18 protein-coding genes are annotated in these 22,358 nt (G+C 66.5%); 9 read left to right on the forward strand and 9 right to left on the reverse strand.

Annotated features, from left to right (window positions below):
* Positions 1–545: 545 nt before the first annotated feature.
* From DRB17_RS04585 to DRB17_RS04605, 5 genes are all read right to left on the reverse strand, one after another.
* Positions 546–2,384 carry a c-type cytochrome gene (locus DRB17_RS04585; protein WP_114581005.1) on the reverse strand — a complete coding sequence of 613 codons (1,839 nt, stop codon included), beginning with the start codon at positions 2,382–2,384 and terminating at the stop codon, positions 546–548.
* A gap of 271 nt (positions 2,385–2,655) precedes the next feature.
* Positions 2,656–3,333 carry an SCO family protein gene (locus DRB17_RS04590; protein WP_114581006.1) on the reverse strand — a complete coding sequence of 226 codons (678 nt, stop codon included), beginning with the start codon at positions 3,331–3,333 and terminating at the stop codon, positions 2,656–2,658.
* A gap of 139 nt (positions 3,334–3,472) precedes the next feature.
* Positions 3,473–5,269 (reverse strand): hypothetical protein, encoded by a 1,797-nt coding sequence (locus DRB17_RS04595; protein ID WP_114581007.1) that lies wholly within the window; start codon positions 5,267–5,269, stop codon positions 3,473–3,475.
* 123 nt (positions 5,270–5,392) lie between these two features.
* Positions 5,393–6,037 (reverse strand): SCO family protein, encoded by a 645-nt coding sequence (locus tag DRB17_RS04600; RefSeq protein ID WP_114581003.1) that lies wholly within the window; start codon positions 6,035–6,037, stop codon positions 5,393–5,395.
* A gap of 45 nt (positions 6,038–6,082) precedes the next feature.
* Positions 6,083–7,900 carry a multicopper oxidase family protein gene (locus DRB17_RS04605; protein ID WP_114581008.1) on the reverse strand — a complete coding sequence of 606 codons (1,818 nt, stop codon included), beginning with the start codon at positions 7,898–7,900 and terminating at the stop codon, positions 6,083–6,085.
* Positions 7,901–8,788: 888 nt separating this feature from the next.
* Between DRB17_RS04605 and gspE the strand changes: the two genes are divergently transcribed.
* Genes gspE through DRB17_RS04650 form a run of 9 tightly spaced genes read left to right on the forward strand, consistent with a single transcriptional unit; the run spans position 8,789 to position 16,138 of the window.
* Entirely contained in the window at positions 8,789–10,513 is a 1,725-nt protein-coding gene (gene gspE / locus DRB17_RS04610; RefSeq protein WP_114581009.1) for a type II secretion system ATPase GspE, read from the forward strand.
* 5 nt (positions 10,514–10,518) lie between these two features.
* On the forward strand, positions 10,519–11,751 hold the full coding sequence (locus DRB17_RS04615) for a type II secretion system F family protein (protein WP_114581010.1): 1,233 nt from the start codon (positions 10,519–10,521) through the stop codon (positions 11,749–11,751).
* Positions 11,752–11,770: 19 nt separating this feature from the next.
* On the forward strand, positions 11,771–12,217 hold the full coding sequence (gene gspG, locus DRB17_RS04620) for a type II secretion system major pseudopilin GspG (RefSeq protein WP_114581011.1): 447 nt from the start codon (positions 11,771–11,773) through the stop codon (positions 12,215–12,217).
* Positions 12,218–12,225: 8 nt separating this feature from the next.
* Positions 12,226–12,678: a GspH/FimT family pseudopilin gene (locus DRB17_RS04625; RefSeq protein ID WP_147274802.1), complete on the forward strand. Its 453-nt coding sequence runs from the start codon at positions 12,226–12,228 to the stop codon at positions 12,676–12,678.
* The gene (locus DRB17_RS04630) at positions 12,659–13,075 is read left to right on the forward strand and encodes a type IV pilus modification PilV family protein (RefSeq protein WP_114581013.1); all 417 of its coding nucleotides are present in this window, start codon (positions 12,659–12,661) and stop codon (positions 13,073–13,075) included. The genes DRB17_RS04625 and DRB17_RS04630 overlap by 20 nt, the downstream gene beginning before the upstream one ends.
* A complete protein-coding gene (locus DRB17_RS04635; RefSeq protein ID WP_114581014.1) occupies positions 13,072–13,704 on the forward strand; it encodes a prepilin-type N-terminal cleavage/methylation domain-containing protein in 633 nt (210 codons plus the stop codon). Before DRB17_RS04630 ends, DRB17_RS04635 begins: the two co-directional genes overlap by 4 nt.
* Before the next feature lie 45 nt (positions 13,705–13,749).
* A complete protein-coding gene (locus DRB17_RS04640; RefSeq protein WP_114581015.1) occupies positions 13,750–14,844 on the forward strand; it encodes a PilN domain-containing protein in 1,095 nt (364 codons plus the stop codon).
* Entirely contained in the window at positions 14,841–15,422 is a 582-nt protein-coding gene (gene gspM, locus DRB17_RS04645; protein ID WP_114581016.1) for a type II secretion system protein GspM, read from the forward strand. The genes DRB17_RS04640 and gspM overlap by 4 nt, the downstream gene beginning before the upstream one ends.
* The gene (locus DRB17_RS04650) at positions 15,419–16,138 is read left to right on the forward strand and encodes a hypothetical protein (RefSeq protein WP_114581017.1); all 720 of its coding nucleotides are present in this window, start codon (positions 15,419–15,421) and stop codon (positions 16,136–16,138) included. The genes gspM and DRB17_RS04650 overlap by 4 nt, the downstream gene beginning before the upstream one ends.
* Positions 16,139–16,158: 20 nt before the next feature.
* Here the strand turns inward: DRB17_RS04650 and DRB17_RS04655 are convergent, their stop codons facing one another.
* Genes DRB17_RS04655 through DRB17_RS04670 form a run of 4 tightly spaced genes read right to left on the reverse strand, consistent with a single transcriptional unit; the run spans position 16,159 to position 22,177 of the window.
* The gene (locus DRB17_RS04655) at positions 16,159–18,354 is read right to left on the reverse strand and encodes a site-2 protease family protein (RefSeq protein WP_147274803.1); all 2,196 of its coding nucleotides are present in this window, start codon (positions 18,352–18,354) and stop codon (positions 16,159–16,161) included.
* Positions 18,339–19,697 carry an efflux RND transporter periplasmic adaptor subunit gene (locus tag DRB17_RS04660; protein WP_114581019.1) on the reverse strand — a complete coding sequence of 453 codons (1,359 nt, stop codon included), beginning with the start codon at positions 19,695–19,697 and terminating at the stop codon, positions 18,339–18,341. Before DRB17_RS04660 ends, DRB17_RS04655 begins: the two co-directional genes overlap by 16 nt.
* A 56-nt stretch (positions 19,698–19,753) precedes the next feature.
* Positions 19,754–20,602: an efflux RND transporter periplasmic adaptor subunit gene (locus tag DRB17_RS04665; RefSeq protein ID WP_161958699.1), complete on the reverse strand. Its 849-nt coding sequence runs from the start codon at positions 20,600–20,602 to the stop codon at positions 19,754–19,756.
* 39 nt (positions 20,603–20,641) lie between these two features.
* Positions 20,642–22,177: a TolC family protein gene (locus DRB17_RS04670; RefSeq protein ID WP_206607779.1), complete on the reverse strand. Its 1,536-nt coding sequence runs from the start codon at positions 22,175–22,177 to the stop codon at positions 20,642–20,644.
* Positions 22,178–22,358 lie beyond the last annotated feature (181 nt).

Consider the following 22,358-nt stretch of genomic DNA (forward strand, 5'->3'; position numbering starts at 1 on the left):
GTGGGGCGAAAGCGGGGAGAGTCCGTTCGAAACTCAACCCACACGAGAATGCGACCTGATCTCGTACACACTTGCGTCGTGCGCGAACAACGCAATCGTACGTGGCATGCGCTGCGGCTATACACGCAACCCGAAATAATCATCCTCATATGAAGTCACACATATTTCTGTTCGTGACTTCATAAAATTGATTTTTATCCTTATTCCACTCCGAAGATTATCTTATTGAGCTATGCCGAAATGCAGGTCGTTCCCGTATTCAGCGGACTTTTTGAGAACGCTGACGATACAACGATTCATGTAAGCCACTCGTTGTGCCCCCTAATGACACAGTCAGGATACAAGCAACTGCAGGTTGAATACGGGCCAAAGCGACGGGGTCAGGCGAATCCGAAGGCCGACGACGTTAAGGCGCGGTCGACGCACGCCCTGATGCCGGGACGGACCACAAACAAAACCGGGCCCGCGCCGGCAGCGCGGACCCGGTTCTTCGGAAAATCGGCGGCGCACGAAGCGCGGCGGCGTGGCCGCCCGTCCATGCCGCCTTACGGCACGATCCAGCCGCTGACCGCCTTGTGCCCCTTGCGCGCCTCCGCATCGAGGGCGATCACGTGCGCGCCCTTGGATGCGAAGCGCTGACCGGGGCCGAGTGCGAGGTTGGGATGCGTGCCGGGGTTCAGCTCGTTCTCCGCCTCGTGCTCGATGATCTCGATCAGGTAGTCGCGGTGGTAGTCGGTCAGCAGATGCTCGAAGCCGAACTGCAGCATCGTCAACGCGTAATAGGTCTGGTACTGCATCCGCCAGTCCGGCAACGGCAGACCACGGCTGCGCATCCACGCCCGCACCCGGAACGAGCGCGGGTGGTAGCCGCTAGGCTTCTCATAGGGGAAGGTCAACCGGACCCGGTCGTGCAGCGCCGGGTCGACCTTCTCCCGCGCCACCTCGAAAGCCGGCGACGGCAACACGATCGTGGCGATATCCGGCGCATGGCGGTTCAACGCCTCGACCGCCGCCTCGGCATGGTCACCGGGCCAGATCACCAGCGTGTCGATGTCCCCGGCGTCCGCCGCGGCCTTGGCAATCGCAACCTCGACCTCTTCGCCGGTCGCGAAGCCCCGGGTCTCCACCTCGGCGTTGGGAAGGTCCCGCGCGGCCGCCTGCACGAAGGCATCGGCCGGCGTGCGGCCAGAGGCGCTGTCGGCGCGTAGTTGCAGGATCGTCTCCGGCGCGGTGTCGCCCTTTGCCAGGAAGCGCGACAGCACCTCCCCTTCCAGCTGCAACCCTCTGGAGAAGTAGAGAGTGTAGTTCCCCTCCGCGTCCTCGATACGAGGCAGAGTGGTATTCGGGAACACGCAAGGCAGGCGTTTGGCGTCGCAGAAGTCGCCGACGGGCTTCCACGCCCCCTTCACCAGGCCGCTCACCACCGCGAACACCGGCTGCTCCGCATAGTAGGCCTCAAGCTGCTCGGGCCAAGTGTCCCGCGGGCCTTCCAGACGCCAGGTATGCATCTCCCAGAGTTTGAAGGAGTCGATGAATTCCGAGCGATAGTAGGGCGAGAAATTCGGGCGCGCGATCTGCGAGCCGAGGTCTTTGTTCGTCCATTCCGCGAAGATGTTGACGGTCTTCAGGAATGCGTCGCGCAGCGTCGGATCGGTGTTGTCGCTGACGATCGTTGCCAGATGGATCTTCTCCTCGCCGACCCCCGGATCGTCCTCGATAGAAATCGTGCGCATGTAAGCGATCAGGTTCGCCACGTCGCGGTCGCTGAGTTCGTAGCGCGGCATGATCGACGCCAGTTCGCGGCCCGTTGGGGCGACGCCGGCACGTATGGCGCGCGCCAGCGTTTCGTTCGTATAGGCCGGGCGCAGGCGCGGCTGGCGCAGCTCGACCCAGAAGCTCTTCGGCTGGGATTCCTTGTAGAATTCCTTGAACCGCTCATTGCGCAGTTCGCGGTTCAGCACACGCTTGTTGAAGACGTGCGACCCGGTGATCGGCGGCACGTAGTTGCCGCCCTCGCTGGAGCCCATGCCGCTGGGCCGGTGGCAGTTCACGCAACTGAACTGCGTGCCGGTGACCGAAATGTCGCCCTTCGTCGTTGCGCGGATAGGTTCGCCGTCCGCCGTCACCCCGTCCTCGTAGAGTTGCCGCCCCTTCTCGGGATCGCCGTTGGCGAACACCTCGTTGCCGGGGACGTCCGCCGGCATGATCCGGCCGTCCTGGATACGCGATTCGGGCAGCGGCTCGACCTTGATGTTCTCGGTTTCAGCCGTCGCGGTGCCTTCGTCGGCCGCGGAGACGGGCAACACGACTGCAAGCGCTAGCGCCCAGGCACTAAGGAAAATCCCCAGGCGCTGAAGGGAGAGGGAGACTGGCCTTATCGGCATGACGGTTTCGGCCCTTCCGGCGATTCGTTTACGGACAAGGATGGCTTGGCCGTACCGCAAGAAGGGCACGGCGTCAGTTCGTCGTTTTACACCACAATCTACGCATGTATAGCAAGGGTGCTTATGTTACCGCTGTTGTGCATGAAGTTAGGCTTTCCGTGGCCTGCCGTAGCGCGCACGGCGGCGCGCGTCGGGTCCGCTTGACGGGCCCATTGACGCGCGCAACGCCGGCGGGAGGTCACATGTCGGCCGAATAGCCAAGTCTGCGATCCTACTCGCTCGCGCTCGCCGCCTTGTTCGCCAGGGTGTCGTCGCCCTTCGCCAGGACGGTGCGGTACTCCTCCAGCAGGGTCTTGACGCTCACCAGGCCGTTGATGCGCAGCCAGGGCTCGCCCGGCGCGGCGCGAAGGTAGGTATAGGGCTCGTGATACATCTTATTGTCGCTTTCGAAGATCGCGTCGAAAGCGCGGACGACGCGGAAGATCGTATCGAACTCGCCCGTAAGGAACGTCCAGTTGTCGCCGGCGGCCTGACGCTTGGCGTATTCGCGAAGGCGCTCGGGCGTGTCGTATTCCGGATCGATGGAGATCGAGATGAGCTGCGTGTCGCTGTCCTGCTCGACGAGGTCGCCCTGCGCCTGCGCGAAGGTCGCGCTCATCACCGGGCAGATGGTGGCACAGCTCGTGAAGATGAACTGCATCAGGACGGGGCGATCCTGGGCCAGCAGCTTGTCGAGCCGTACATCTTCGTCGAAACGGTTGCGCAGCGTGGCTTCCGGGATCTCATACACCCGTTCGGTGCGCTGATAGTCCCGCGATTCCGAGAGGCCTACGCCGTCCTGGGCCGCGCCTTCGGCGGCCTGGGCCGGCAACTGAAAGGACAGCACGCTCGCAAGGACGAACGCGGCAGTGCTGAGTACGCGGTTTTTCGACAAGCTATATTTGAACATTTTGGCCTCCGCTCCCCCGAAAGTGGCAGGGGAGACGCTACACCCACGTCGCCCCTGCCAGAAATCAAAAATCGGTGTCTGCTACCAGCCGTGCGGTGGGGCCGCCGCGGAGGCGACGGCCCGCACCTTTCACGACACCTTAGTGGACCGACCAGATGGCCACGTTGTGGTGCAGCGGATCGAACTGGTAGTAGCGCAGACGGATGGAGGGCTCATACCGGAAGTTGATCGCGATATTGTGCTCTCCGATGCCTTCCGCGGTCGGCTCCGTCCAGTACCCGTTGTTACCCGGGTGCTCCAGCCAGTTCGGCCGCACGCCCTGGGCAACCTCAGAGGCCTCCTCAGGCAGCGCCGCCACCTCGTAGTAGGAGCCCTCTTCGTAGGTGTCCGGGCGCTCGGCCGCGGGCACCAGGGCCGGAGCGGCGGTGTTGATGAACCAGTGGGCACGCCCGAAGGTGAACCACGGACCGGCACCACCGATCGGCAGGGTGTTCTGGAAGATGTTCTCGTACCCACGCAGGCCACCGAAGTCCACGCTGAAGTAGGCGTGGGGGAAGTAGTCGCCGTTGTAGAGCTTCGAGGTCATCGTCGCACCACGGGTCTCCCACTGGTGGAAGATCGGCTGTGCATTGGCGTCCTGGTCGTTGATCGTGCCGTAGATCGTGTTGTTCACGTAGAACAGCGTCTGATGATGGTCCGGCGACGGCTCAACACCACGCGGCAGCTTGTTGCGGTGCTTCCAGTCCTCGAACGAAGCCTGCAGCTCGTCCACCAGCGTGCGGAGGTAGCTGTGCGGCTTCGCCGGAGCGATATCCTCGATCTCCCGGAACGCCTTCCACATCCGCTTGGCCGGCGACAGGTCGCCGATCATGCTGATGGCCTTCAGCTTCTTCTCCTCGGTGGAGGAGGGATTCTCGCCGAAGACGTCGGTCTCCCACTCGACGATATTCTTGCCGGCCACGACCTTGGTCGCGTTCTCGACCGACTGAATGCGCGGGGAGTGTACGCGCCAGCCCCAATGGTACGTCAGGTTCCAGTACCGGGCGGGCGGCATCTTCATCTTGAAGGTGTAGCGCTTGCCCTCTTCCATCGGGAAGAACGTCTGGTCCATCGCGACGTGAGGCAGGGCCGCACCGTCAAGATCGTTCGGGTCGTCGAAGAGCAGCATGAACGGCGCGAAGTCTTCGTGACCGCGGCGAAGAACGTCGATCACGTAGGTGATCGTCCACTCCTCGTTCGGCACGGCGGACGGGTCGATGAACATCGCGTCGGACTCGATGTTCTCGCGCGTCCAGATCTGGTGCACCGTCACGTTCTTGGTCTCGGGGTCGACGGTCTTGACGAACTCCGAGCCCTTGTAGTGCAGCAGCGGAAGGCCGCTGTAGGCACGGTTGGCGACAGGATTGCCCTCGAGGATATCGATGGCCATCTGCACCTTGTCGTAGTCGATCTGCGAGGCACCGTCCTCTTCGATGGTGCCGGCATCGCTACCCGTGCGCTCGATGCCGCCACGGCGGGCATCGGCGGGCACGCCCTTGCCGTTGGCGAAGAACTCCTGGTCCGTCGCCTGGCGGGCCTCGGAGTAGGCCACCTCGTTAAGGTGCTGGATGATCCGCCGCAGATCCTCTTCCGGCGAGCGCGGATTGATGTCCGTGACCACCGGATCGGGGTGCAGGTTATACGGATTCTCCGGCGTGGACGGCAGCGTGTTCGGGATGATGTCCCCGCCGCTGTCCGTGGCGTTCTCGTACACCGTCGGCAGCACGTTGGACGGCGGCCGCTCGGCGAACGGGTTCACCTCGTCATAGAAGGCGGTGCCCGTCGTGAAGATCGTCGTCTTGCCGTCGGGCGACAGCTCGACGCTCAGGTCGCCAGGCAGTGGCAGCGGACCAGGATGGTTGGTCTGTGCCTGTGCCACGGCTGCGCCGGCGACCATAGCCACCGCCGACACAGTGCCGAGCACACTCTTAGTAAAACGCTTTCGCATCGCTGAACTCCGTGTCTTGCGTCCCAAAGTGAATCCCATGTCCGCCTTGGCGGACGGGGATCTGGGTTCGCGTCAGACCGCCCGGTTGTTCCAGGGGTACGGGTTTTGGCCCAAGCGTGCGGGACCCGCCAGGCGCGGGGTCGAGGGCACTTCCTTCGGCATCACCCAGGTCACGCGGTTGGCCGCGTCCTCCGGGCGGATCATGCCGGGGAAGGAACCCCAGACGTTCGCCTGACCGTTCCCGTAGAACACGATGCGGCCGAGCTGCGGGCCGATGTTCTTGCCGAAGTGGTACATCCGCTGCAGCAAGGTGCCCGCGTCCTCCGCCGTCGCCCGCATGAAGCACCAGCCGCTGGGCGCGTTGTGCTTGCTGGCGAACTCGGCCAGACGTTCGACCGTGTCCTTCTCGGGGTTCAGCGTGATCGAGGTGATGAACACCTCCCGGCCGACCTTGTCGCCCAGGAGCTGCGCGGTCTTGGCCAGGTTGGCCGTGACCGGGAAATTCTGCTCATCGTCGATCGACATGAAGTTCACGAGGAAGACCTTGTTCTTGATCCGGTCCTCGTAGAACCGTGCCCGCTCTCCGGTGTGGATCTCGGCCTCGACGTGCGGGAAACCGCCGTTCGTCTTGAGGTCGATCTCCCGGAACTTCGCCGGGTTCGTCCCACCGCCGCAGATGGCGGACACGTTCCTGAACAGATCGCGTCGCTCAGTCATTTTAACCTCTCGATTATCCGAGTGGGCTTTCCATCCGGGTGGCGATCAGTCGCCCTGACCCGGCTCGACGATGTCCCACCGGATCATCATCGCGTGGTCCTCGTGCACCACGTTGTGGCAGTGCATGACGTGCTTGCCTAAGAAGTCACGCCAACGGCTGAAGAACCGGAACTCGTCGCCGGGGCCAAGCTGGACGACGTCCTTCTTGGTATCGAGCTGCGAGTTCGGCGGAACCGGCTTGCCGTTGATTTCGAAGACCTGGAATTCCTCCATGTGCGTGTGGATCGGATGCCCCCACGCGTTGCCCTCGTTCCGGAAGGTCCAGATTTCGGCGGTGCCCTGCTCCATCGCCGCGTCGACGCGGTTCGGATCCATCAGGCGGCCGTCGATGGTGAAGAGGCCGTTGTCGTAGTCGAACGTGAACAGGCGCTCGCGACGGACCTCGCGGAAGTCGATGTCCGGCTGCTTGCGCATCACGTCCGGGATACGGCTGGGATCCTCGACCTCGTCGGCCTGGACACGGAACTGCATGATGAGGTTGCCCTCATCGAGCAGACGGCCGGTCGGGCCCTCGCCGGTGTCCCGCATCTCTTTGCGGTTGACGAGGTAGACGTTGTCGCCCGCGTTGAAGTGCGAGAAGTCGACGATGACGTCGCGGCGGTTGGCGACCCAGACCTCGACGTTGTCGCTCTCGATCGGCTCCTCGTGCAGGTTGCCGTCTTCCGAGATCGTGATGAACTTCTCACCCAGCTTCGCATTCGGGTCGTCGCTGTCCGAACGCAGGTAGAGGTCGTACAGACGGCTGGGACCGCCGTTGAGGATACGGAAGCGGTACTTGCGGCGCTTCACGTCCAGGTACGGCTGGATGGTGCGGTTCACCGTGAACTGATCGCCCAGCATGCCGAACGTCGTGTGCATGAAGCTCGGCAGATGGTGACCGTCGAGTTCCTGGATGTCCGGGGTGAAGAAGTCCCAGGCAACCTGGCCATCCTCCTGGAACTGCACGTCGTGCAGAATCAGCGGGATGTCGTACTCGCCACTCGGCAGGCGGCTGGCGGCGGGGTTCGGGTCGTTCTCGTTGTCCGAATCGAACTCGTCGAACAGCCAGTAGAAGCCTGTCAGACCCGCGTAGACGTTCGGCGAGGTGAAGTCGAGCCTGTGGTCGTGGTACCACAGGGTGTTCATCTTCTCGCGGTCGTCGAAGCCGGCCGGGAAGTTGCCGTAGTGGTGATCCCAGAACTCGCCCGGATCGAAGTAGTCCTGCGGGATGCCGTCACTCTCCGAAGCCGTGTGGGCATTGTGGAGATGGATTGTCAGCGACGGCAGGGCAAAGTTGACCTTCGTGTCGGGCGACCCGATCGGCGGCATCTTGTTCAGACGACGCAGGAAGATCGGCTCACCGTACCACGCCTTGTAGGTCGCGCCCGGCACCAGGTTGTTGAAGCCGTAGCTCCAGGAACCCGCCGTGGTGCTGTACCCGGTGCCGCCGTCCCCGTACGGCGCCTCCGGGTGGTACCGCCAGCGCATCTCGGTGAGATGCTCGATATAGAACTTCTGCGGCGGGAACTCGTTGAACCGCTGGTGACGGTCGGGATCCGGGGCCACACCACCATTCTCCGGCTTCAGCAGATCGCTCTGCGGCACCGGCTGCGCCACCGGCATGATATTCAGCGGCGCAACGAACGGCGTGACCTTCGGACTCGGCCGGGCCACGACGCTCGGGTAGTGGGTTTGCGGAAAGACAAGACCGCTCTGAGGGAACGGCCGCTGGCCGTGCTGTGGCGCGGCCTTTACCTGACTTGCCGCGAAACCAGCACCCGCGGCGGCCATGCCGGCCTTGAGGGCGTCTCGCCTGTTGAACATACTGGCTCCTCCTAATTGCGCTATACGCAAGGTTTCGCACGCTTAGCGTGTGAGCGGGCAAGCGAGGGCCGGGCCCAGGTGCAAATAGAGTGCACCTAGAGAGCTTTTTTTATTGAAGGTACGGAAAATGGAAGTGAGTCAGACGCCGCCCTTATCCGAGAATAAGAAACCGACTGTCGGATCACTCCATATTGACAACCCCCGATTGCTTCACCCCACGCTTCACATCGTATAAAAAGCCAGGGGACAACACAAGGTTAGATTTTCTGTGGCTGTGTGGGCCGGCCGGAAATTCAATCGACAGGCGATTTATGAAGCGACATCAGGGCGCTATAACGGGGCGCTACCCGCAAGGCATGGTTGCAAAAAGCTTGAGGCAGGCTTAACGGCGCAAAAAATTCCCAGGCGTTTCCATGCTTGGGAAGGCGGCGCGATGTCGCACCGCCATGACCGGGGACCACAACACCCCCTCAAGGCGACGGACCCTGCCCAGCATCTCCTTGATAGTGAAACAGCAGCCGAATCATGCACGCAATGGATGTATAGATCGTAAATGTCTCCTCCGAAAAAGGGATTTTCGACACATTTTTAAAATCCCCTACGCCGTCTCCGGAGGACTCCATAAATGAAGATAAATGAAGGATGCGAGTGTCACGGAATAATCTCAAATTCGACTTGTCCCTGCCGCCGTGGACCCGGCAGCTTCGCTGAGGTGGCCGGATTTTGCGGAAGGTGGCACGCGGATTCGGCCACGTTCATTTCTTTAGTGTAGTGGGCCATGCCTAACTCAATCGACGCGCGATTTTGGCTAGGCGGGTGGGCGTGCGATCCGATAGAGTGCTGCGCAATGAGCGACAAAACTTATAGACTGCTCCAACGAGGGAGCGAATGGCTGTAACGCACACAGACACCAAACCGGCGCCGGAGGCCGAGCGCGATGCGCAGTTGGCGCGGCATCTGGTCGACAGCGGCCGGCTGAGCGAGGCCGCCCTCGACCGCGCGCGCCGCGTGGGCGACAGCACGGGCGAGGCGTTGCCCGGCCTGCTGCTGAAACTGGGATTGCTGTCGGAACGCGACCTGGCCGAGGCGCTGGCCCACCTTCATGGCATCACCGTGGTGCAGGGCGAGGACTACCCCGCCGTCGCGCTTTATGAGGACCGGCTGAGCCCCCGATTCCTGCGGGAGGCGCGGGTATTGCCGCTGCACGTGGACGAACAGGGCCTGCATCTGGCGATGGCCGATCCGGGCGACAGCTTCGCGCGCGAGGCGATGTCCCTGGTCGCCAACGTTCAGATTCACGCTTATGCCGCCGTGCCGGCCGAGCTGGAGCAGGCAATCGAGCGCCTCTACGGCGACAGCGCCGGCCGGCTCGATGCCGAGGATAGCGACACCGCGCTGGAAGACGGTCTCGATACCGATATCGAGCGGCTGAAGGACCTTGCCAGCGAAGCGCCGGTCGTGCGCCTGGTGAACCGCATCATCACCCAGGCCATCGAGATGCGCGCCTCCGACATCCATCTGGAGCCGTTCGAGAGCACCTTCCGCCTGCGCTACCGCGTCGACGGTGTGCTGCGTGAGGCCGACCCGCCGCCGGGCAACATGCGCGCGGCCATCGTCTCGCGCATCAAGATCATGGCCAAGCTGAACATCGCCGAGCGGCGGCTGCCGCAGGACGGGCGCATCAAGCTGGCGGTGCGCGGCACGCCCATCGACCTGCGTATCTCGACCATTCCGACGCTCTATGGCGAGAGCGTCGTGATGCGCGTGCTGGACCGGGAAAGCGTGACACTCGACTTCGGCGCGCTGGGGATCGAGGGCCCCAACCTCTCCACCTTCCTTGACGTGCTGGAGCGGCCGAACGGCATCTTCCTCGTCACCGGCCCGACCGGCAGCGGCAAGACCACCACGCTCTACGCCGCGCTGAGCCGGCTGAACCAGCCGGACCGCAAGATCATCACGGTCGAGGATCCGATCGAGTACCAGCTCGAAGGGGTCAACCAGATCCAGGTGAAACCCGCCATCGGGCTGGATTTCGCGAACGTGCTGCGCGCCATCCTGCGCCAGGACCCGGACATCATCCTGATCGGCGAGATCCGCGACCTGGAAACCGCCCAGATCGCCGCGCAGGCGGCGCTGACGGGCCATCTCGTGCTCTCCACGCTGCACACCAACAACGCGGCCAGCTCCATCACCCGCCTGCTCGACATGGGGGTGGAGGACTATCTGGTGACGGCCACGGTGAACGGCGTCGCCGCGCAGCGGCTGGTGCGCCGGCTGTGCCCGCACTGCCGGGAAGCCTATCCGGTCGAGGACGAGCTGTTCGACCATCTGGGCCTCGCGCGCTACGGCGCGCAGCCGGGTGCATCGCTCTACCGGCCGAAGGGCTGCGGCAAGTGTGGCGACAGCGGCTATCGCGGCCGTATGAGCATCCTGGAAACGCTTGTCCTGAACGACGACCTGCGCCGCGCCACCTTGCAGAGCAACGATTCGCGGGCGCTTCACCGCCAGGCGGTGGAAGGCGGCATGCGCACGCTCTATGACGATGGAATGGACAAGGCCCTCGCCGGGGAGACCTCGGTGGAGGAAGTCCTGCGCGCCACACGAGACGCCTGACCGCCATGCCCCGCTTCAGCTACCGCGCCGTGGACTCCGCCGGGGACATCATCAGCGGCGAGATGGAAGTCGCCGATCGCCGCGCCCTGGTGCAGCACCTGCGCAAGCAGGGCTACATGCCGCTGCAGGCCGAACCGCGCGAAGGCGGCGCCCGCAAAGGCGCGCGCAAGACCAAGACGCGCGGCCGCCGGGGCGGCGACGGGCGCATGGACGGCGAGGCGCTGGTCCTGTTCACGCGCGAGCTTGCCACCCTCCTGGGAGCGGGCCTGCCGTTGGACCGGGCGCTGTCGACCATCGCCCAGCAGACGCAGACGGACGCCGGCGCCAGCGTGGCGCAGGGCCTGCTCGACCGCGTGCGCGGCGGCGCCAGCCTGGCCGACGCCCTGAGCGAACGCGGCGAGATCTTTCCCAACTACTACGTCGGCCTGGTCCGCGCCGGCGAGGCTGGCGGCTCGCTCAACGGCGTGCTGGAGGACCTGGCCGACACCCTGGAACGTCAGCGCGCGTTGGCCCATGAGGTGCGCGCCGCACTGAACTATCCGATCCTGGTGCTGATTGCCGCGGGCATCTCGATCGTGATCCTGCTGGTCGGCGTGATCCCCGAATTCGAGCCGCTGTTCGAGGACGCGGGCGCCGCGCTGCCCTTCACCGCGAAGGCCGTGCTTGCCGTCTCGCAGGGATTCCGCGAATACTGGTGGACACTGCCGGTGGGCGCGCTGGTGGTGTTCGTGATCGCCCAGCGCATGCGGCGCAGCGATGCCATGCGCGCGCGGCTGGACGACTTGGCGCTGCGACTGCCCGTGTTCGGCCAGGTGGTGCGCAAGAGCGAGGCGGCGCGCTTTTGCCGCACGCTCGGCACCCTGCTGGCCAACGGCGTCGACGTGGTGCCGGCCCTCGACATGGGTATCGAGACCGTCGGCAACGCCCGGATGTCGCGCGACCTTGCGGCCGTCTCGCCGCAGCTTCGCCGCGGCCAGGGCCTGGCGGGGCCGCTGGAAGCGACGGGGGTGTTCCCGGCGCTTGCGGTGCAGTTGATGCAGGTGGGCGAGACCAGCGGCCAGCTCAGCAAGATGCTGATGACCGTGGCCGGCATCTACGACGAGGAAGTCCGGCGCGACACCCGCAAGATGGTCTCCCTTCTGGTGCCGGTTGTGACCCTGGTCCTCGGCGCCGTCGTGGCGACCATCATCGGCGCGATCCTGTCCGCCATCCTGAGCACTTACGATCTTCCACTATAGCCAGCGAAGAGGTTCATCCGTGGCAAAGGACAACAAGAACGCCGCAACGGCGCGCCGCCGCCGCCAGCGCGGCTTCACGCTTATCGAGCTTCTGGTGGTGCTCGTCATCCTGGGCCTGATCTCGGCTTTCGCCGCGCCCCAGGTGATCAAGTACCTGGGCAGCGCCAAGCGCGATTCCGCCAAGGTCCAGATCGACCGGCTGGGCAGCGTCCTCGACCTCTACCGTCTCGAGGTCGGCAGCTATCCCACCGACTCCCAGGGTTTGAGCGCGCTGGTCGAGAAGCCGGCCGGCGTCAACGGCTGGAACGGCCCCTACCTGAAGAAGGCGGAAACGCTGACGGATCCGTGGGGCACGCCCTACCAGTACCGCTATCCGGGTGAGCACGGGCAGTACGACCTGTGGACCTTTGGCGCGGATGGCCAGCCCGGCGGCGAGGGCGAGAACGCGGACATCACGTCCTGGTAGGTCGCACTTTGGCGAGGCAAGGCGCCGGTAACGGCTTCACACTCGTGGAACTCCTCGTGGTCTTCGCGATCATGGGGTTGATGCTGGCGCTCGCCTCGCCACGGATACAGAACGCCCTGCCCGGCTTCGAGCTGCGCACGGCCGCGCGCGAGCTGGCCGCCGCCATGCGCGAGACCCGCGCCCGCGCCGTTCGCACTGGCGACCCGGTGGGGCTTGTGCTCGACCTTTCGGCCGGGCGCTACAGCATCGGGACCGGCGGCGAGAGCCGCAAGCTGCCGGGCGACCTTGAGTTCGAGGTGACGACGACGCAGGAAGACATCGACGCGGAGCGCCGCCGGGCACGCTTCCGTTTCTATCCCGACGGCACCGCGCTCGGCGGCGGCGTTACCCTGAAGCAGGGCGACAGCGCCTACCGCGTCGATATCGACTGGATGACCGGCCGTGTCCAATTGCGCGAATAGTGACCGACCGAACAGGAAGGGCTTTCCCGGCGGTTTCACGCTGCTGGAGGTGCTGATCGCCTTCACGATCATGGCGGTGGCCCTGGTGGCCCTGCTGCAAGCGTTCAGCACGGGCCTCGCCAGCACCAGCGCGGCGGAGGCACGCAGCCATCTTGTCCAGCGGGCGCAAAGCCGGCTGGCCGACGTCGGCGCGGGCATTCCGCTGGAGCCGGGCGTCCATACTGGCCACGAGGACGGCTTCGACTGGCGCGCCGATATCCAGCCCTTCCCGCCAGAAGCGCAGGGACAGGAGCCGCAGTCACTGGGGCCGAAGCTGTTCCGGGTGGAGGTGACGGTGATCGCTCCAGATGGTCGGCGGCAAGGCCTGACCACCTTGCGGATGGGAGAGGTGCGATGAAGGGCCCTGCGCGCGGGCGCGGCTCGACCGCCGGCTTCACGCTGGTCGAAATGCTGGTCGCGCTGACCCTGATCGGCCTGCTCTCCGCCGGGCTGTTCGGCGGCCTGCGCCTGGGGGCGCGCGCCTGGGAGGCCGGCGGCGAGCGGATCGCGGAAACCAACGACACGGAATCGGCACGCACATTTTTGCGCAAACGCATGGCGCAAATGCAGTCGTTGACGTATTTTTCCAGGAGTTCGGAGGATGCCTTCGCCTTCCGGGGAGAGCGCGATCGCCTGCGCTTTGCCGCGCCCTGGCCGCAGCACCTCGGGGGAATCGGCATCTACGTTTTCGAGCTTGGCCCCGCCGACGACGGCCGGGGACTGCAACTGGATTGGATGCTGTATCGGCCGAATGGACCGGTGGCGTTTGACGAGTCGCGAGAACACCCGCGACGGTTGTTCAACGATGCAGAAGATGTACACTTTAGGTACTATGGCCGCGACGAGGGTGAAGACGACCCGCGCTGGCATGACACTTGGCGGGAAACCGAACGACTGCCGCGCGTGATCGAGATGACCCTGCGGCAAGAGGGGCGCAAGGGGTGGCCGCCCTTCCGGGTCGCAATCGCCGCGGCGGACGGCCGGTAGGACACGGCCGGTAGGACACGGCCGGTAGGACTGGGAGGCTGCAGGATGCGGCTGGGCGGAACGGCTTTGACATCGGCTTCGAGGAGCGCCTGGCGCTGGTGGACGTGCGAACTGCGCGATCTGCTGCCCGAGGATGTGCGCAACGCGCCGACGCTGCTTCGGCGGGACTTCGAAGCGGAAATCGTCGGCGACCGGCTCGTGCTGCGCCTTCGCTTCGGCGTGCGCTATCGCGAGTTGGCCGAGATCCCGCTGGACCCGGAAGACCCCGCCGCCGCCGGAAGCGCAATCCGCGAGGTCGTGCGCCGCGGCCGTGGCGGCTACGACCGGGTGGTCCTGCGGGTCCCCGGCGAGCGGGCGCTGCGCCGGCGCACGCGCCTGCCCCTGGCCGCGCGCGACAGCCTGGACGAGGCGCTGGGCTACGACATGGACCGGCAGACGCCGTTTGCCGAGGACGAGGTCTATTATGGTGCCCGCGAGATCGAGGTAGACCGCGGCGGCGGCTGGCTCGACGCCGAGCTTGAGGTCATCCGGCGTGACGACGTCGACCCGGCGTTGAAAGCCTTACGCCACGCTGGTCTGGATATCGACCGGATCGAAGCCTGGCCCGGGTCGGGGGCCAACCTGCTGCCGTCCGATCAGCGCCCGGCCTCGCGCGGTATTGCAAAGCGCGCCAGCGCTCTCCTGGCGATTGCCGCGCTGGGCCTGACGATCGCGGCCGGCTACCTGCCGTTGCATCACCTGCAAAGCCAGCTTGCCGCGGTCGAGCGCCGGGTTGAGGCGGCACGCAACGCCGCCAACCAGGTCGAGACGTTGCGCCTGCAGCTTGCCGAGCTGCATGAGCGCGAGGACCGGGTCTTCGAGCGCAAACGCAACGAGCCGGCGGCGCTGGCCCTGCTGAACGAAGTGACGCAGGCGATGCCCGACGGCACCTTCGCCATCGACTTCGCACTGGACGGCGAGGAGATCCGGGTGACCGGCTATTCCGACAAGGCCTCGGACCTGATCAGCAAGCTGGAGGGGGCGCCGCTGCTCAGCGAGAGCCGCTTCCGCTCGCCCGTCACGCAGGACCAGCGGCTGGAGGCGGAACGCTACGACGTCGCGGCCAGGATCACCACGGCGGATGAGGAGGGCAAGGAATGAACACCCCCATCCCCCGCTGGGCGCGCCGCGTCGCGGCCGTGCTGCTGCTGCTGGCGGCGGAAGGCCTTGTCTACGTGGCCGTAATCGCGCCCGTGGTGGCCTCCTATGACGATACCCGCCAGCGCCTGGGCGAGCAGAAGGAGCTGCTGTCGCGCTATCTCGCCGTCGCCGGCGGGCGGGAAAGCCTGGAGAAGCGCGTGCAGGCGCTTCGCGAGCGCCAGTCGAACAGCGGCGCCTTCCTTTACGGCAAGACCGAGGCGCTCGCCGCCGCCGCCCTGCAGGACCGCGTCCGATCCGTCATGCGCAAGGCCGGCGGCGACGTGCGCTCGGTGCAGAACCTGCCGGCGGAAAGCGCCGACGGCCTGACGCGGGTCGGCCTGCGGGTCCAGGTTGTCGCCAACATTCGTGACGTGCGGACAATCCTGCACGAACTGGAAACCGGCGATCCGCTGCTGTTCGTCGAGGAACTCGACCTGCGCGGGCGCCTGCAAAGAGGCGAGGACGACAAGCCGACCGTATCCGAGGAATTGCTGGTGCGGCTGTCGGTCGTCGGCTATCGCCTGGGAGAGTTATCGTGAGACGCCGCCGCTGGCCCGCCGCGGTTCCCGTCCTGCTGCTGGCCGGTTTGTGCGCCGGCCTCGGCTGGCAGGTCCGCAAGCAGCTTGAGGGAACCCACGTTCCCGCCGTCGCGCAGGCGAAGGTGGAAGTCGCCGCGAACGAAACCCCGATGGAGCCGGAACCCGCGCCAAGCGTCGACTTGCCACGCATCAGCGCGTTCGAGCCTGTGGTCGCGCGGAACCTGTTCTCGACGAAACGCCAGCCGCCACCGCTCCAGGACGAAAACGACGACGACGCGCCGCGCCGCGTCGCACCATTGAAGCTGACGCTGTCGGGCGTGGTGCTGAGCGACAGCCAGCGCGTCGCCATCCTGAACGACCCGACGCGCCAGGAGACGCTACGCATGGCGCTTGGCGAGAAACACGACGGCTGGCAACTGATCCAGGTGCAGGCGCGCAGCGCCACCTTCGTGCGCGGAAGCGACGAACGGACCATCGACATGTCCTTCGCCACCGCCGGCGAAGAGCAAGGCCCCCGCAAGCTTGGTCAGGATTTGCGCAGCGAGCCGCAACGCCGGCAGCAGACCCAGCGGACGTCGCAACCCTCGCAACCGGCCAGCGGCACGCGGAACTTCGATGTCTCGGTGCAGCCCAGCCGCGTCGACGCGAACGGCAATCCGGTCCGCGCTTCCCGCCAGATCAGCGTCGACGAGCGCCGCAGCGGCTTCAACGATTAGGCTCGTCCCGGCCCCGGACCTCAGAACCCGCTTTCCCGCACAAGGACCGCGGCGGCGGTGCGCCAGAGGCGGTCGATCACGCTGCGCGCCTCGCCGTCGATCATGACCGCTCCACGAACCACCTGTTGCGGGGCCACACTGCCGCCCTCCGGCCGCAGTTCGATGCGATAGACGGCCTCGCGCGGGACCAGTCCGCTGCCGGCAACCTGCGCCTCGGCATCCCGGCTTCGCCGGCTTTCGACCGCGACCGTTCCGCCGTGGACGGAAGCCACATACGGGATATCGATGCGGGCTGCGTTCACACTTTCAATATCCGCGACGCGGGCATCCAGGGGTGGCCGGGCCGGATCCTCGGGATAGAAGCGCGCCTTGGCCCCCGGTGCGAAGCGCGGCAGGTCGCTCCCCCGGACGTAACCGCGCAGCGCGGCTTTTCCCGGCGACACGATACGGCCCAGTGGCTGATTCGGGGCGACCCACTGCCCCACCTGGAGTTCGCGCGGCCGCTCGACCAGGAGTCCCGGTTCCGGCGCGCGGACCGTCAGGCGCGCGCGCTGCGAGAGCAGCCCGCGCAGACGCGTGCGGTCCGCCGCCAGTTCCTGCTCCAGCACGTGCAGACGCTGTAGTGCCGCACTGCTCGCCGCCTGCCGGCGCAGCAGCATTTCGCCAAGCGCGATGCGCCGCCGGGTCTGGGCGATCTCGTGCGACAGCTCCGGCGCCTCCAGGCGATAGAGCACCTCGCCCTTGCGTACGCGTGCGCCCCGCCGGGCATGGATTTCGACGATGCGGGCGGCCACCGGGGGATAGAGTGTCGCGCGCCGCTCGGCCTGTAGCACCGCCGGCGCCTCGACCCGGCCCTGCCACGGCCATGCCAGCAGGAAAACCACGCCGCCCAGCACCGCCAGCGCGATCAGGGTGTTCAGGTTCAGCCGCATCTCGCCCCGCCGCCGCCACCAGACCGCGAACTCCGCCGCGATCGGGCGGCCGATGAACCAGCCAAGCTCGACCGTCATCAGCAGAAGCCCCAGCAGCTTGAAGAAAACCGTGTAGACCAGGAGCGCAATTCCGAGAAACAGGAAGAAGCGCCAAACCCACGTCGAGTAGGCATAGACCAGCAACAACCGGTGTGTTCTGGCATGAAACCGCTCCGGCACCGGATCGCCGAAGCCGAACAGCGCCTCGCGCAGCCGCCACCGCCCAAGCGCGAAGCCGCGCGCCTGCAAGTTCTGGATACCCAGCCAGTCGGACAGCAGGTAATAGCCATCGAAGCGCAGAAACGGGTTCAGATTGACCAGCAGCGTCATCGTCCAGGTCACGGTCGCCAGCAGGAAGGTGGCGCTGCGCACCGGCCCGTCGGGCAGAAAAGCCCAGGCGAAGGTTGCCAGCAGCGCCAGCATCAGCTCCGCCAGCATCCCCGCCGCGCCGATCAGCAGCCGCTGCCGCCGCGAGGTCAGGCGCCAGGCATCGGTGGTATCGGTGTAGAGGACGGGATAGAACACCAGGAACGCCACGCCCATTGTCGTCACCCGGCAGCCGAAGCGCTTGGCGACATAGCCGTGGGCCAGCTCGTGGAACACCTTGGCACAGGCCAGCGCGACAACGAACCAGCCCGCACGCTCCCACGAGAAGAAGGAGACGAAGGTGTGCGTGAACGCTTCCCATTGGCGGATGACCAGGATCAGCCCGATCAGTCCCAGCACGATGCAAAGCCGCACGAAGGCGGCCGTCATCAGCGGACGCACCAGCGGCAGCGTCGCATCCAGGAAGCCGTCCGGCCGCACCAGCGGGATGCGGAAGAACAGATAGCGATGCAGAAGCCAGCGCCAGGGCGATACCCGTGCCTGCGCCGCCCGCCGGGCATGGCGCGCCGTCGCCTTGGGGCCGTCGCCGGCGATCAGGTCGTTCGTCTCCAGGAACCGCAGCAAATGCGCCATCTGCGCGGCGCCAACGCGCGCGGTCGTGCTGTCGTTCACCGCGGAAACCACCTCCGCCGGCGTACCGCGGTGCCACTCGCTCAACAGCAGGAAGGCGACGCGGCCGATGCGGAAGAAGCTGTTGCGTACGGGATCGAAGACCGTCCAGCTCGGCGCGCCGTCCGCGGCCGCCGGCCCTTCCAGCAACTGCAGATCCTCACGCAGGCGCGGCAGGACATCGGGCAGGCCGCCGCCTCCCCCGCCCGTCGCGGCCACGGCGGCGGCGCCGGTCACAGCCCAAGCCATTGCCGCGCGGCCGCAACAGGCCGGCGGAACAGGTACATCGCCAGCGGCACCGGATCGCCCAGCAGCTTCGCCGTGCCCTTAAGGCCGATGCGCGGACGCTCGCGCTTACCCGTGAAGTCCGCCAGGACGCGGTAGGCCAGCACGTCGCCCGGCGTCACCCGCGCCTCGTAGCTGGCCGATTCCAGAACCGCCGGAATGCGCTCAAGCGGCGCGGTGTCGAGGAACAGCGCCACCTTTGCGCCCGGCTCCAGGGCAATGGCGTCCTTCACTGGGAGGTCGACGCGAAGGCGCGTGTGCCGGGGGTCGGCGACCTGCATCACCCGTTCCCCCGTTTGCACCGGACGGCCGATCCAGTCGTTGGCGTCGGTATAGACCGCCACGCCCGCCTGCTCCGCCTTGACGGTGACGCGCGACAGCCGTTCGCGCGCGTGCGCAAGTTCCGCCGCCCGCAGGTCGCGCTTGGCCTCCAGGATACGGAGCTGCGCGGTCTGCTCGCGGTCCGCGAACGCGCCCTGCGCGGCGCGGCGCAGCTCGGCCTCGGCGATGGCAAGCGAGCGTTCCGCCACCGCGACCGCGCTCTCAAGCTCGCTGGCCTCGAAACTGAACAGGGCATCGCCGGACGCCACCTGCTGGTTGGGCCTGACGTGCATCTCCGCGATGACGCCGTTCATCGGCGCGGCGACGACACGCGGCTTGCTGGCCACCACCTCGGCCGGCGCCAGCGCGCTTTGCGGCACCGGCACGGCCAGTGCGCCCAGCGCGCTCGCAACCGCGAGCGCCGTCAGCACTCGGGGCCAGCGCCGCCGGCGGCGGCCCGCCCGCTTGCCCGCCAGCGCGCGCCAAGCATGGGCGTAGCAGTCGGCCAGACGTTCGGCGAGGACACTGTCGCCCGCGTGCCACGGCATTTCCCGGGACAGCCACAGCAGCCCCAGGCGCTCTCCGTCCGGCGCGACCAGGGGGACCAGCAGCACCTGTCCCGCGCCCCATTCCCGCCAGCCATCGCGCAACTCGGCCGGCACGTCGTCTTCCGTGACGGCGCGCGGCGCCGCCTTCGCCTCCCCGTGCGCGCCGCCATACGCACCGCCCAGCGCCGCCATCGCCCGCCCGACCCAACGGACGAAGGGGGCATCCCGCTCGACCACCGAAACGCCGGAGACGTAGTCCACACGCAGGCCCGCCGTCCCGCCGCCGCTTGCCAGCACGGCCTGACGGTACTGCAGCAGCCGGCGCGTCTCGTTCACCATGGTGAAGGAAAGCGCTTCCACGCTTTCCGCGTGGCGCGCGGCACGCTCCAGTTCCAGGAAGGTGGAGAAGCCGCGAAGTTTCGGATCGTCGCTCTGCATCCGCCCTGCCGACCCGTCGGTGATGTACCAGCGGCAATTCCGCGTGATGGATGACCTCAGCCCTGCTCGTCGGGCCGGAAGCGTGCGGTCCCGCTCATGCCCGGGATCAGGTCGGGCGTTTCCGCCGCGAAGCGCCCGATCACCTGCACCGTCTGACTGACCGGGTCAATGCGCGCGCCCACCCGTTCCACGACACCGGGATAAACCGCACCCGTCTCGTCCACCTTGAGTTCAAAGCCCGCCCCCGGCGCCAGCCACGCAACCCAGCGGGAGGGCACGATCAGCCGGACCTCCGGGGCGCCCAGCGCGATTACGCTCAGCAGTTCCTGGTCCTGGCCGACGCTTTCGTAGCGGTTGACCGGCCGCGCCACCACCTTGCCGTCATAGGGTGCCGTCAGGCGGCAACGCTCCACGACAAGGCGCTTGCCGCGCACCGTCGCCTCCGCCTGATCCACCGCGACCTCGGCGAGCCCCACTTCCAGGTCGCCGATGGAGTTCAGACGCGCCAGCTTACGGCTGTTTTCCAGCTTCTTCCGCGCCGCTTCCAGTTCGGCCTCGGCGACGGCAAGCTGGGCCTTGTAGGCGGCGCAGTCGAAGCCGACCAGAAGATCGCCTTCCTCGAAGGCATCGCCCTCGTCGAACGGCAGCTTGACGATGCGCCCGGCGATCTCGCTGGACAGCACGGCCTCGGCCCGTGGCTCAACAAGGCCGCGCGCCTCGTAGCGGCCGAGCGGTCCGGGGCCGTTCTCGCGCAGGATGTCCCGCAGGGCCGGCGAGGGCGAAACGCTCTCCGCCCGTGAGGCAGGCTGCTCCTGCGCCGGCGCGGGTAACGCAAACAGGGTGAGACCGGCCAGGACGGCGGCGCACGCGGCGCCCGGCCAAGCCCCAGTCCCGCGTACGGTCATACGCAAGCGCGCCTCTCGCCTTGCTCCGAACATGAATGGCTAGAACAGCTCACTCGTGGCCCCGGCTTCCGGTTCGCCCTGTTCGCCGCCGATATCCAGCTTGACCGAGCGCATGTGCAGCTCGCCGTTCCGCCAGCCGTCGAGCGTCGTCCTGATCGCCTGGGACACGGCCGCCACGCTGGCCGCCTCGACACGATCCGGCAATGGATCGGCGCCGACGGTGACGTAGACCCGCCCCAGCGCGTTGCGGGCGCGGGCGAAGGCCAGGTCCCGGCGCAGCTTCGCGATCAGGGCGTTCAACTCGCCCTGGATGACGGCGAGCTCGCCGCTGCTGCGCGCCTGGCTCTCCTTGCGAAGATGGCCGACGATGCGCGTCTCCACGTCGGCGACCTCGGCGTTGGTGCGGAAGATATCCACCGCCTGCTGGTAGTTCCTGTACGAGACGTAGACTTGGCTGAGCACCGCCATCGACAGCGCCTGACGCCGCGATATGGCGACCTTCTCCTGCGATTCCGCATGCTCGATGCGCGCCGGCGCCGACAACAGGTTGAGCAGGTTCCAACTCACCCGCACGCCGTAGTCGGCCCAGTCGTTGTTCACCAGGAAATCGTTGGAGTTCAGGTGATACCCGGTGTGGAACTCAAGGCCGGGAAGCAGCCGGACCAGCGCCTTGCGGGTCTCGTCCGCGCTCACCCGCGCCTGGTATTGCTCGCGCCGCAGTTCCGGGCGGTAGGCCAGCGCCAGATCCTCCATCACCTGCGGTTCGAGCGGCAGTTCCGGCACTTCAAGCGAGGCCCCGCCGGGCATCGCGACCTCGAAGTCCTGGTCGGGCGGCAGGTTCATCAGCGTCGCCAGTTCGATCTTCGCCAACGACAGGTCGCGGCGCAGGTCCTGCAGCTTCCGCTTCGCGTTCAGCAGCGTGCGCCGGTAGGTCAGTGCCTTGATCGGCGATTCCAGGCGAAGCTCCTGGATGCGCGCCGAGTCCTTCCGGGCCTTCTCGACGCGCTCCAGCAACGGGCCGACCTGCTTGGCAAGCCGCTGCGCCGCGACGGCGCGCCAGTACGCCGAGCGCACGTCCTGAATGATGCCGTGAACGACGCGCCGGCGCTGCTCATAGGCGATCAGCGCCCGGTCCGCCTGCTGGCGGGCGGTGAAGTAGCTGACGCCGAAGTCCAGAACGTTCCACGCCACGTTCAGGTCGGCGCTGAGGATGTCGCGCTCCTCCGAGGTGGAGGGCGTCAGCGTTTCCTGACCCGTAAAGACATCCTGGCTTGACGAGGCGTTGAAGTTGGACCGGCTGCGGTAACCCGCCTCCGTCATCACCCGCGGCAGGAGGTCATAGCGCGACAGGTCGAGCTGGCGCTGCTTCAGCGCCTCCTCCATCACCGTCAGCCGATGATCCAGGTTATACATCACCGCCCGCGCCATCGCCTCGTGCAGCGTCACGGGTCCGTCGACCGGCTCCTGCTCGCGGAAGATGGAATCCAGATCCTCCTGGATCCGCGCCTCGGTGTCCTTCTGGGTCAGCGGCGTCGGCTCCAGCGCGCAGCCGCCAGCCACCCCGCCCAGCAGCAACACCGCCGCCAGACCGCGAAAGCCCCGCCAAAATCCGGACGCAGCGCGCCCCCTATCCGCCACCCGCAAGATAGTCCCCCTCTCGTTCGAACGCTTCCGGCATCGCGCTTGAAACCGTGCCGGAAACCTGCTCGCCCTTATCGTCCTTAAGCCCGCCCGGATGCACGCCGCGGCGCATCGG

It is taken from the genome of Ferruginivarius sediminum (assembly GCF_003344765.1).
Lineage (GTDB): Bacteria > Pseudomonadota > Alphaproteobacteria > Kiloniellales > Rhodovibrionaceae > Ferruginivarius > Ferruginivarius sediminum.

Bases quoted from the DNA above. Each gene is read 5' to 3' on its own strand.
- DRB17_RS04585 (WP_114581005.1), bottom strand. From the start codon at position 2,384: ATGCCGATAAGGCCAGTCTCCCTCTCCCTTCAGCGCCTGGGGATTTTC.
- DRB17_RS04590 (WP_114581006.1), bottom strand. From the start codon at position 3,333: ATGTTCAAATATAGCTTGTCGAAAAACCGCGTACTCAGCACTGCCGCG.
- DRB17_RS04595 (WP_114581007.1), bottom strand. From the start codon at position 5,269: ATGGTCGCCGGCGCAGCCGTGGCACAGGCACAGACCAACCATCCTGGT.
- DRB17_RS04600 (WP_114581003.1), bottom strand. From the start codon at position 6,037: ATGACTGAGCGACGCGATCTGTTCAGGAACGTGTCCGCCATCTGCGGC.
- DRB17_RS04605 (WP_114581008.1), bottom strand. From the start codon at position 7,900: ATGTTCAACAGGCGAGACGCCCTCAAGGCCGGCATGGCCGCCGCGGGT.
- gspE (WP_114581009.1), top strand. From the start codon at position 8,789: ATGGCTGTAACGCACACAGACACCAAACCGGCGCCGGAGGCCGAGCGC.
- DRB17_RS04615 (WP_114581010.1), top strand. From the start codon at position 10,519: ATGCCCCGCTTCAGCTACCGCGCCGTGGACTCCGCCGGGGACATCATC.
- DRB17_RS04635 (WP_114581014.1), top strand. From the start codon at position 13,072: ATGAAGGGCCCTGCGCGCGGGCGCGGCTCGACCGCCGGCTTCACGCTG.
- DRB17_RS04640 (WP_114581015.1), top strand. From the start codon at position 13,750: ATGCGGCTGGGCGGAACGGCTTTGACATCGGCTTCGAGGAGCGCCTGG.
- gspM (WP_114581016.1), top strand. From the start codon at position 14,841: ATGAACACCCCCATCCCCCGCTGGGCGCGCCGCGTCGCGGCCGTGCTG.
- DRB17_RS04655 (WP_147274803.1), bottom strand. From the start codon at position 18,354: ATGGCTTGGGCTGTGACCGGCGCCGCCGCCGTGGCCGCGACGGGCGGG.
- DRB17_RS04660 (WP_114581019.1), bottom strand. From the start codon at position 19,697: ATGCAGAGCGACGATCCGAAACTTCGCGGCTTCTCCACCTTCCTGGAA.
- DRB17_RS04665 (WP_161958699.1), bottom strand. From the start codon at position 20,602: ATGACCGTACGCGGGACTGGGGCTTGGCCGGGCGCCGCGTGCGCCGCC.